General features: G+C 41.3%; 5 protein-coding genes. 2 read left to right on the forward strand and 3 right to left on the reverse strand.

All coding sequences use genetic code 11. The features are described 5' to 3' along the window. The first annotated feature begins 675 nt into the window (after positions 1–675). Together EC604_RS13095 and EC604_RS13100 are read left to right on the forward strand one after the other, a co-directional pair. Complete coding sequence (locus EC604_RS13095) at positions 676–1,248, forward strand: TetR-like C-terminal domain-containing protein (RefSeq protein ID WP_123064600.1); 573 nt, start codon at positions 676–678, stop codon at positions 1,246–1,248. 408 nt (positions 1,249–1,656) lie between these two features. Continuing rightward, a complete protein-coding gene (locus EC604_RS13100; RefSeq protein WP_123064601.1) occupies positions 1,657–3,237 on the forward strand; it encodes an oleate hydratase in 1,581 nt (526 codons plus the stop codon). A gap of 135 nt (positions 3,238–3,372) precedes the next feature. Here the strand turns inward: EC604_RS13100 and EC604_RS13105 are convergent, their stop codons facing one another. From EC604_RS13105 to EC604_RS13115, 3 genes are all read right to left on the reverse strand, one after another. Continuing rightward, positions 3,373–3,744, reverse strand: coding sequence for a hypothetical protein (locus tag EC604_RS13105; protein ID WP_123064602.1), 372 nt, complete (start codon positions 3,742–3,744; stop codon positions 3,373–3,375). A 25-nt stretch (positions 3,745–3,769) separates the two neighbouring features. Further along, the gene (locus EC604_RS13110) at positions 3,770–10,750 is read right to left on the reverse strand and encodes a non-ribosomal peptide synthetase (protein ID WP_123064603.1); all 6,981 of its coding nucleotides are present in this window, start codon (positions 10,748–10,750) and stop codon (positions 3,770–3,772) included. 62 nt (positions 10,751–10,812) lie between these two features. Then, positions 10,813–12,075: an MFS transporter gene (locus tag EC604_RS13115; RefSeq protein ID WP_123064604.1), complete on the reverse strand. Its 1,263-nt coding sequence runs from the start codon at positions 12,073–12,075 to the stop codon at positions 10,813–10,815. Positions 12,076–12,110 lie beyond the last annotated feature (35 nt).

Consider the following 12,110-nt stretch of genomic DNA (forward strand, 5'->3'; position numbering starts at 1 on the left):
CGCTTGTGTAGACGTTCCGGTGGCGAATCGTTCTTTCGATCGCTGTTATTCCCAGATTTCTTTGTTTCCCTTTCCGAAGGGAGAAATCCGGGAATAAAGGCGAGCGCTTCGCTTCTTTAGAATCGATTTCGCCCCCTCCACTACGTTATGCGCGTTCCCATAAGTCGTTTTAAAAACGTAATCTAGCTTTTACAGGGATGTGGAGAATAAAACAGGGCACGTGTGAGTGTTCGTTCCGGTGGCGAATCGTTCTTTCGATCGCTGTTATTCCCAGATTTCTTTGTTTCCCTTTCCGAAGGGAGAAATCCGGGAATAAAGGCGAGCGCTTCGCTTCTTTAGAATCGATTTCGCCCCCTCCACTACGTTATGCGCGTTCCCATAAGTCGTTTTAAAAACGTAATCCAGCTTTTACAGGGATGTGTAGAATAAAACAGGGCACGTGTGAGTGTTCGTTCCGGTGGCGAATCGTTTTCTTTCGATCGCTGTTATTCTCGCTTCAATAATGTAATAACGTCAAAACGGTGGCCTAAACGGTCATCGTTTTTATTTTTCTGTGTTTGCAGTGATCATTGCAATACCATATTTAGGTAAAATGTGGTAGTCTTCTTATGTACATTTGCAGTAGTAAACTAACGTCGTATGATGACTACAATCTGAATGATGAGGTGAACGGTAATGTCTGCTTCCCATTTGACCAAAACCGCGCTGGCTCATTCACTTAAATGCCTGATGGAACACATGCCTCTCAATAAAATTACAGTGAAACATCTGGTGGATGGCTGCGGTGTAAACCGGCAAACGTTTTATTATCATTTTCAAGATATTTATGCCCTGCTTGGATGGATTTACGAAACGGAAGCGGTGGAAAGTATCCATGAATATCGCAGTTATGATACCTGGACAGAAGGGTTCTACAAAATTTTCTGTTACATCGAAAATAATAAGGCCTTTTGCTGCAATACACTGGAATCCCTTGGACGTTCTCATCTGGATGGTTATCTCTATCAAGTGACACATGATCTGATTATGGGTGTCATTGATGAGCTGGCTTGCGGAGTCAAGGTTCGCGGAGAGGATAAAGAGTTTATTGCCAATTTCTATACGCTGGCTTTCACGGGCCTCATTATCCAATGGATGCGGAATGACATGAAAGAACCACCCAAACAGATCATCGACAAGTTGAGCGAACTGATTGAAGGAAATGTAGTCAGAGCACTGTATAAGTATGAGCATAAGTATCAGCACTGATTAAAGAATAAAAGAACGAATAAGCGTGCAGATAAGAGAAAAAAGTTAAATTAACAAAAATAGAGGTACGATTAAATTATACCAGCAGAAACGAATAAATTTGAAAAGGCGTAGAAGGCAAATAACAAGCGGCCATCCCGTTAAGGATGTGCAGCTTGTTTTTCTATGATCGCGTCTATCATCGGGCGAATTACCCTATACCAGGAATTCAGAAATTGCCCTATTAATATGGATAAAGTATACACGATTAGCATCAAGCCATCGCTCGATCTCCCGACCTAAAACTAGACATTTTTCCAAAAGTGACTAAAAAACAGACAGCTGTCTTCTTTTGATCATACCTTCTTTCCCGGTGCAGGTTTACATTGGAAATGTGAAGAACACACCATCTTTTGGAGGCGATTGATCGTGAAAAAAGAACATGGCTCTAAACAGGTTTATTTTGTAGGCGGCGGTATTGCATCCCTCGCGGGAGCGGCTTATTTGGTCAGAGACTGTGACTTCCCCGGCGAAAATATTCACATCATTGAGGAAATGCCAATTCTCGGGGGCAGTAATGACGGTGCAGGTAATCCGGAACAAGGTTACGTCATTCGCGGTGGACGGATGCTCAATGATGAGGCATATGAAAACCTGTGGGAGCTGCTGGAGACCATTCCTTCTATCGAACATCCGGGTATGTCGGTCAGAGAAGAAATTACGGCCTTTGACAACGCTAACCCCACACATTCCAATGCACGGTTAATTAACCGCGATGGTCAGGTGGAAGACGTATTGTCCATGGGTTTTGATATGGCTGACCGACTGGCGATGGGCAAACTCATCATTACGCCTGAAGAGACGCTGGGCAAATTGCGGATCAACGACTGGTTTGCACCCCACTTTTTCCAAACGAACTTCTGGTACATGTGGGCGACGACGTTTGCCTTTCAGCCTTGGCACAGTGCGGTGGAGTTCAAACGATATATGCTTCGCTTTTTTCACGAGTTTCCACGAATTCAAACGCTCGAAGGGGTTACACGCACGCCCTACAACCAATATGACTCCATCATTCTGCCGCTGCACCGATATTTGGAGCCGTACGGCGTAGATTTCACGCTGAAATGCACTGTTACGGATTTGGACTTCAAAGAGGGCGACGGAATTACGGTTACAAGTATGCATGTGCGGCGGAACGGTGTCGAGGAAATGATCGACATTCATGAGGGTGATCTGGTCATTGTTACGAATGGATCGATGACCGAAGGTGCTGACCTGGGTTCGATGACTTCCGCTCCCAAACTGAACGGCAAGGGCAGCTCTTGGAAGCTGTGGGAGAACATTGCGGCGAAAAAACCGATGCTGGGCAACCCTTCTTCGTTTAATGATCATGTCGACGAGTCCAAATGGGAATCATTCACCGTCACTTTTCAGGATTCCGTTTTCTTTGATCTGATGGAAAAATTCACACGCAACCGTGCAGGTACTGGAGCCCTTGTTACATTCAAAGATTCGAGCTGGTTCATGTCTGTAGTGTTGGCCTTCCAGCCGCATTTCCGGAATCAGCCTGACCACGTCAAAGTATTCTGGGGCTATGGTTTATATCCTGACAACGTAGGGGACTATGTGAAAAAAAGAATGTGTGATTGCACGGGTGAAGAAATTATGCAGGAACTGATAGGCCATCTTCATTTCCAGGAGAATCAAGAGCAGATCATGGCTACAGCCAATTGTATCCCTTGTATGATGCCTTACATCACCGCACAATTCATGCCAAGGCTGAACAGTGACCGCCCTCAAGTCGTGCCTGAAGGTTCAACAAATCTGGCATTTATCAGTCAATTTTGCGAGATTCCAGATGATGTGGTGTTCACGGAGGAATATTCGGTACGCGCCGCACGCATCGCCGTCTATACCTTACTTGGTATCAACCGTCCGGTTGAGCCGATCCATCAATATCAATACGACGTTCGCACGCTGTTCAGCAGTTTCGTGACTTCGTTCAGATAAGAACAATAAAATACGTTAAGTTAAATGAAGTTCAACTCCTATAAAATAATTATACACAACAAAGCAGTCGGTCCAGATTGGATCGACTGCTTAAGATTAATACTACATTTTACTTATCTGATATGCTTGGTGTGTTTAGGTTCGAAATGTCGCGAACTGTAGTAAATGTACAAGCCGCGTCAGTTGTGTGATTTCTTGCTGTGTCTCCGTCTTATTAATTCCATTCATCGCTTGATTAGCCTTAAGCGTTCGTCGAGTATTCAGCATCCCATTAATGAGCTTAATCACTGTGTTTCGCCCACGATAATCTACAATTAAATACTTTTTGCTCGAATCCACCTCAACCCACATGACATTTTGGAAAATCGGAAACAATTGTTTGCGATACCGCTCCATATCATTCTCACTATAATGCTCGCCATAGAAAGCCTTATATCCATGCACATGTAGCTTCTCTGCCAGTTCGGCAATAAATGGATCATCTCCGAACCTAGCGTTCCATTCCATACTCCCACACCCTTCAATGCATATACTAGTTCCATAAATCATCCAGTTCTTCTGTTGAAATTGCATTCACAGTGCTACTGTACTGTTTTAACCTTTGATTCGGATTCGCCATAATTGATTCCATAATCCGAATATATTTATCTGAGAACAAACAGATCGTTTCATTATCGTACAAATCAGTATTATACTCCAGTGCTATAAGCATGCTGTTAGATTGTTCAATTATATTGATACTCAGATCAAATTTGGACGTACCAGCATCTAGATGCTGAGATGTGCATTCCACGTGAGGGAGATTTAACATTAATTCTTTACTTGTTTCAAACATCATCTGAAAGAAAGGAGAGTAGGCTGTATCTCTTTCTTCTAACAACATTTCGGTTAATTGTTCAAAAGAAACATCAGCATAATCATACGCTTCTAATGTTCTTCCTTGAATACGTCTAAGGAGTTGCATAAAAGATGGATTCGAAGAAAGCTCCATTTTAATGACAATTGTATTAACGAAAAATCCCACAATCCCCTCAACTTCTTTATCCGTCCGGTTAGCTATAGGAGTACCTATACAAATCTCTTCTTGCTCTGTAATTGTATACATCAACACACCAAAGGCAGATAAAGTCGTTGTAAATAAACTGACACCTTGGGATCGGCTGAAATGAATTAGTTCATTGTACAATTGGTTCGAAACTGAAATATAATACGTAGCTCCTTGGGTGGATAACTTATCCGGTCTCGCATGATCTGTAGGTAATGTCACATTAGCGTTACTGCCCTCTAATGTATCTTTCCAATACCTCAGTTGTTCTTTGACATATTGGTTATTTAACTTATACTGCTCTAACTTTACAAATTCCTCGTATTGAAGAGGTTCCAGGAGACGCTCCCGTTGTCCACCATTAAACTGCTCGCCATAATAATACTCAATTTCTTTAAAAATGATACTGAGTGACCAGGCATCCACAGCAATATGATGAAAGTTTAACATAAACAGAAATTCGGAATCTTGGGTCTGAATCATGTAGGCACGAACTAAAGAATCCTCTTTCAAATGAAATGGAACTTTGGCTTCATTTTTCAAATAATCTAAACCACACTGTATACTATTTGTTCTGTTGCGCATATCCAATACAACGATCGGTAAATCGTTGTCTTCTTGCACCGTTTGCACAGGTTCTCCATACACCTCTTCATAGCTTGTACGTAAAATTTCATGACGTTTCACAATTTTCTTTAGACTTCTCGCCATAATATCCATCTGAAAATTGCCTTCGATCCGAATTACCTTAGGGACATTGTACAATGCAGTGTTGCCTTCCAATTGATCCAGAAACCATAGTCTTTGTTGAGCAGAGGATAGTTTTCCATTCGTCTGAACTTTCTCAAGTTGCTCTAGAGATGTAGCAATGGTAGGTGCCTCCGTACTCACAACCTTCTTCGTCAAATCAAATATAGTAGCATATTCAAAAATAAAAGACAGTGGAATATTCTTTCTCCACTCCTTCCTAATGCTTGCTATGACTTGTGTAGCTAACAGAGAATGTCCACCCAACACAAAAAAATTGTCATAGAGTCCGATTTCAGCAGGCTGTAATTGAAGGATTTCAGCCCATATTTTTCTGATTGTTTGTTCATCTTCTGTGAATTTATCATTCTGTCTCTGTGGCTTAAGCTCTTTGATACCTGGAGCCTTAGCTAGAGCAAATGTATCTATCTTGCCATTCATGTTGAGAGGAATAGCATCCAATACATAAAATTTAGCAGGCACCATGTAATTAGGCAGATGAAGCAATCCATAATCCCTTAATTCAACTAATTGCAATAATTCAGGATGGTCAGAGACAATATAAGCAACTAATTCATGGGTTTGATGGTTCTCGATCTGTACAACAATTGAACGGACAAGTTGATGTTTTTTATATGCCGATACAATTTCAGGTATTTCAATGCGATAACCTCTAATTTTCACCTGATCGTCCTGCCGCCCTAAATACTCCACCGAAGAATCTGGGAGCTGCCTGATCCAATCTCCTGTACGGTATAACCGCTTACTATTATGAAGATGATGCTGGAATGAAACATAGTTCTTAGCTGTCATTTCATCTTGATTTCTATATCCGCGAGATAGTGAAGGACCTCCTACATATAGTTCGCCCCTAACGCCTCTCGGTACAGGTTGGAACGCTTCGTCTAATATATAGAATTCAGTGTTAGCTATGGGATAACCTAAAGGAACGGCAGAAGAGTATCTAGGCATATTTTTCTTCAGTGTATGCGTAGCCACCCCAATTGTCGTTTCCGTTGGACCATAGTGGTTAATGACCTCACATTCCGGTTGTAAGCTCCATATGATGTCCACTTGCTCCCATAATAATGCTTCTCCCCCTAAGACGATGCGCCGCTTAGGCAGAATATCTTTGGGTTCAGTAGCGGACAATAGAAAATTCAAATGTGAAGGGACGATTTTCAAACAATCTACTGGATTATTACGAAAATAGGTTGCGAATTGTTCAGGGTCTGACACTCTTTCTTTGCTTATGACATGTAACACACCCCCACTAATTAAAGAATGAAATATCATCGTATTCCCTAAATCAGCAGCAAGAGTAGATACTGTCGCATAACTAGAACCCACCTCTAAACGAATGGATTTTTGCGTACCGGATAAGTAATTCATAAGATTTCGATGTTCCACCATAACTCCCTTAGGGTACCCTGTGGAGCCTGAAGTATATATCAAATAAACTAGATCGGTCCCCTCAACAGGACACGCTGGATTCGTTGTAGGCTGACGACCCAATTGAGATTGAGTCCACTCGCTATCCAAATCTATTGTTCGTATAGCGTCTTTTATCGAGAGAAATGCATCTGAGAATCCACTAGTGAACACAGACTCGACACCCGAATCTTGAAGTTGATATTGCAATCTTTGCTTAGGAATCGCCGGATCGAGGGGCAAATAAGCTATCCCTGCCTTTAAAACTCCTAGTAATACAGTAATCATATCGATCGATCTTTCTATACAAATACCTACAATGTCTATCTTTTTGCTTGCCTGTTCCTCTATTAAAAAGTGTGCGATTTGATTTGCGCGTTGGTTTAATTGTTCATACGTTATCTTTTCCAATTCATAAGTTACTGCGATATGTTGAGGGGTTTCACGAACCTGTTTTTCAAATAAATCTATAACATGCGCTCCTGCCAAGTGTGCTCCTTCAACATCAGCTTGAATGGCGATTGTTTTTAACTCATCAGGACCAAGAAGTTGTAACTGACTAATCTGAATCTCAGGGTTTTCAACGGCATTTATGATTAATTTCTGAAAATGTTTGCTGAATTGGCCTATCCACTCTTCGCTAAATAAGTCTGTTCGATAATTGATTTGTCCATATAAACTTTCATGACTGATCTTCATATTTAAACTAATATCAAACTTGGATGTATTTATCCCGACTGATTTTTCTTGCATATCTATCCCTTCGATGGATAGTCTGATTTCTGGGGCAACTTGAAACATTGCTTGGATTAAAGAATGATCCCCTCTGGAATGATCTTGTTTCAGGACTTCCACTAACTTATCCAATGGAACTTGATGTTCAAAAGCTTCCAATACCGTTTGACGTACATCCTGTAGAAGCCGCTTGAATGTCGGATCTCCCCCTACATCAGCAGAAATAATAACCGTATTCACAAAAAAACCTATAACATGTTCAGTTTCAATTCGATTTCGGTTACTAACAGGTGATCCAATTAGAAACTTAGATTGACCAGAATATTTATAGCACAAAATTTGAAACAACGTGAGTAAAACCATGTACATTGTGCTGTTATTTTCCTCGCCAAGGCTCAGGAGTCTTGCGGTTATATTTTTAGGTATAACAAAGTTAAATACATTTCCCTTATGTGATGCTTTCTTCACAAGCTTACGATCGGAAGGTAAAGCGAGAGCAGACCAATCCTGATTCAGCTTTTTCTTCCAATACTCCAAATGCTCATTCATTTGTTTAGATTGCACCGGCAATTGTTCCCAGAGTGCATAATCTCCGTATTGAATAGTAAGTGGAGTCATTTCATTCTTTCTATTTAACACTTTATTTTCATAAAACATGGAGAATTCTTTCATAAACAACTCAATGGACCAATCATCACTAATGATATGATGGAACACAAGACCCATTATATATTTCTTTCTCTCTAGACGAATTAATGAAACATGAAACAAAGGCGGATGATTCAATATAAACTCCATACAAATCAGCTCTTGAAGAAGTGTATCGGTCTGAGTAACCTTTTGCTGCTCTGAAAACCTTGTAAAATCATGGTACTTATACGAAATTTCAGCTTCAAGAACTTGAACCTCTGAGAATCCTGCATTATAACTAAAAGCGGAACGGAGAACTTCATGCCTTTTCACAATTTCAAGTATGCTTTCTTCAAAAATAAGCGGATTCAGTTCACCCTCCAGCTCCATAAAAAAAGGCACGTTATACACGTATCTCTCTTCAAGTAGTTGATCCAAAAAGAGCACCCTATCTTGTGCAAATGACGGCTTTATTCTTTCTCGCTTTGAAGTTGTCTCAATTGCAGGTTCGGCCAATGGTTTAATACCTAAAGTATGAATAAAATGAGCCATTTCATCAATGGTTGGCCCATTGAAGATTACACTCAAGGACAAATCACCTTGAATGATTCTATTGATACGCACCATCATTTTAGTTGCCGCTAAAGAGTGACCCCCTAGTTCAAAAAAATTATCATACACTCCGACGGATTGAAGATTAAGAGTTTCTTTCCAGATATCTGCGAGCATTTGTTCAACTGTATTTCTAGGCATTACTTTACTATCTGAATCTTCTATCTGAACTTCTTGTAACATTAGCAATTTGCGATCTATTTTCCCGTTAGGTGTTAACGGTAATTTCTCGATTTCCCTATACAATACAGGCACCATGTATTCAGGTAGGGTTTGTTGCAAATGTTGCCGTATTGCCTGATGCCCAGGCCAAGACATGCCCGGCTGGAGTACAAGGTACGCGGCTAGCTGCGCTGCTTCACCTACTTGTACCGAGACTACAACCGCATTTTCAACGGCTTCATGTTGCAGCAGCTGGTGTTCAATTTCAGATAATTCAATCCGGTAACCTCTAATTTTCACTTGCTGATCTATCCGCCCCAAACATTCCAAAATACCTTCCGCATTGTACCTGGCCAAATCGCCCGTTCCATACATCTTGCCCTTTCCCGTAAACACATTGTCTACAAATTTCTCTTCCGTTAGTTCTCCCCGGTTCCAGTATCCATTCGCTACACCTTCTCCGCCGATATAGAGCTCACCAGCTACACCAATGGGCACCGGTTCCTTGCCGCGATCCAGTACATACATCTGGGTATTGGCAATCGGGCGCCCAATAGGAATCCTTCCTTCCTGTTCTCGGACATGGTGAATTGCCGACCAAATGGTTGTCTCGGTAGGCCCGTACATATTCCAAAGCTCCTTGCTTCGGGCCTGTAATTGACCAGCCAACTCTCTCGACCAGCTCTCCCCGCCGCACAGAATCTTTAATTCCGGGCTTCCTTCCCATCCAGATGCGAGTAACAACTGCCATGTTGACGGGGTAGCCTGCATCATGGTGGGTTCTTTTTCTTGGATTAGACGTGATAACGAGATGCCATCCGTTGCTGTCTCTCGGTCTACCAAGAGGACTCTCGCACCTGTTGTGAGAGGAAGAAACAGCTCCAATACACTGATGTCAAAAGAAATCGATGTTACGGACAGTAACCGATCTTCCTTACTCATCCCCGGCTCTTCGGACATACTTGTTAAAAAATTGCTCAATGCTTGATGTGAAATCTCCACACCCTTAGGTTTCCCTGTCGAACCTGATGTGTACAAAATATAGGCTAATCCTTCTGGCTCAGAACGATCCACGATGGCACTCCCTCCGGTCATCGCGGATGATGCCAACCGAGTCTGTACATTCAAGCTTGGAATGTCATGGGATTCCCACGTTCCCGATGTTGTATTATCAACAAGTAACAACTGGGCGTCCGAATCGGCCAACATATACGCTAAACGTTCTTGCGGGAAATACGGATCTAGAGGCACATAGGCAGCCCCGGTTTTCCAGATAGCCAGAAGTGATACAACCAGATTAGCAGAGTTCCGCATACTGACAGCTACCTTTGATCCTCGGTTCATACCTTTGGCACACAAAGCAGACGCACACTGATCGACTTTTTGGGCAAGTTCCTGATAACTAAACTGCTCCTGATGATGCTCTACCGCAATGCGGCTTGGATAGTGCTCAACCATCTCTTCAAAACGCCGGATTGCAGTATACCTGCCTGAATTTTTTCGCTCAGTTTGATTCCACTCGATCAACTGTCGATTGCGTTCGTTCTCATCTAATATGCCGACTTTCCCAAAAGGCTTATGTATATTACCAATCAGGTTTATTAATAGTCTCTCAAAATGAGATAACATCTGGTTAATAAAATCCAAGCTCTGTTTCGTTTGTTTGCCGCACAAAAGAGAACAGTTTAGATTCATCCCCTGAAATCTGTAACTCATCACCATATCATAAGAGATCCCTGGGGCTAAAAACCACTCCATATTCTCCTCGAATTCCCTATCCTCAAATAAGAAATTGTTATGGTTTTGTTTATTTAATTGTGAAAATTCTACTGTTTGTCGATATACATTTCCATCTGAAAACCCTTTTATGATGTCATTGAAAGAATCACTGTCAGCATAATCAATACATACTGACTCTAGTTGCCCTCCAGTCAAAGTATAGACTGGATTTTCTCGATTAAAATTGTATTTTTGCAATAAGAAATAAAAGGTTAATTTCAAAATATCATGTGGCGTCACTTGTGCAAGTCGACAAATCACACTTAATTCATCCAGCTCCTTGCTTGTTAAAACAATATGTCGGTTACTCCTAATAAAATTCTCATATTCATTGGCTTGATTCTCAAGTAAAGAAGTTTTGGAAGTATCCATATTTGCACCTCTCCATTCAATCACCCTCAAGTTTGATGAAATCTAAAACAGGTGTCTAGTAATTAATAATTCTCCTGTTTCTGCTCTATATTGGAGGAATCTCTCGATTTATTGGTGAGTACAGTCATTGTCGAGATCCCCCCAAGAAGCACGAGACCAACTCCAGCTCCTAAAAATACAAAGTTAGTCGAGAATGCCGCTGCCAAAGATGCACCCAGCAATGGCGCGAGAAACGTAGATACATTCTGAAGTGCATTAGAACTCCCGGTAACCCGCCCAATTAAATGGGAAGGTGTTTCTGTCTGTAATATATATCCGAACGGTACAGTCGTGAATGCGGCACATACACCCGCACAAAATGCCATGGCACTCCAAACAAGAGTTGGAAGCTGAAATGACAGCATACCGCCTATTCCAAGTATAGTAACTAGAATTCCTGAAATGAAGACAGCACTGCTTATACTAGATAAGGGACTCTTCTTCCATCCCTCCCAACTCCCCCCGCCCAATACACCTACGAGGCTACCAAGACCAATTGCACTGATAAGCATGCCATAAGCCTGCTCTGACAGATGTTGTTCCTTGGCCCACAATACAAACAGACCTTCAAAGAGAAAAATCAAGAACAAGGAAACCGATACTAGAATCACTGCCATTAGAAGTGTAGCTGTCGTTTTTAAATGTTTGATCCCACCTGTTAGTTCTTTCCAAAACTTCGGCTTATCAACAGATTGTGTTTGGTTCAAATCATTTGGAATAAACGAAAGTAACACTGAAGAGATGAGAAAGAGTACACCTTCAATTAAAAAGATAAATGATGAGGAAGTCTGAGCAGCAATTACTCCGCCAACAATAGGAGCAATAATTTTCATTAAATAAACAGAAGTTTGACTAAGTGAAATGGCTTGAGAAAGTTCTTGATGAGGGATAACACTTTTAATTGTTTTCATCCTTGCTGGTTCAAAAGCTGTAGCAACTGAATTCTTTAGAAAAACCAGCATTAACAATAACCAAAGCGAGGTCGTAAAAAACAAACAAAATACAATGATTGCCCGAAGTATATCTGATACAACAAGAGTTACTTTAGTAGGCAAACGATCCACCCATACACTAATCAATGGCCCAAGAAATATCCAGGGGACACCTGCGGCAATAACTTGAGCAGCCACCGCATCAGGACCAAGTTGCCATGTATACACCAGTAACGTGTATATGGCAATATAGTCAAGCCAATTGCCACAGTCAGATAACAATTGTCCTGAAAACAATAAAGAAAATCGCTTGTTTTTTAAGGGCTGTAAAAACTTAATTTTCCCCAAATTCATCGTCCTTTCCTAGCTCAGAACTGTTACACCTTCTT

It is taken from the genome of Paenibacillus amylolyticus (assembly GCF_003719335.1).
Classification (GTDB): Bacteria; Bacillota; Bacilli; order Paenibacillales; family Paenibacillaceae; genus Paenibacillus; species Paenibacillus amylolyticus_D.

Coding starts and splice junctions, on each gene's coding strand:
- EC604_RS13105 (WP_123064602.1), bottom strand. CDS start 3,744: ATGGAATGGAACGCTAGGTTCGGAGATGATCCATTTATTGCCGAACTG.
- EC604_RS13095 (WP_123064600.1), top strand. CDS start 676: ATGTCTGCTTCCCATTTGACCAAAACCGCGCTGGCTCATTCACTTAAA.
- EC604_RS13110 (WP_123064603.1), bottom strand. CDS start 10,750: ATGGATACTTCCAAAACTTCTTTACTTGAGAATCAAGCCAATGAATAT.
- EC604_RS13115 (WP_123064604.1), bottom strand. CDS start 12,075: ATGAATTTGGGGAAAATTAAGTTTTTACAGCCCTTAAAAAACAAGCGA.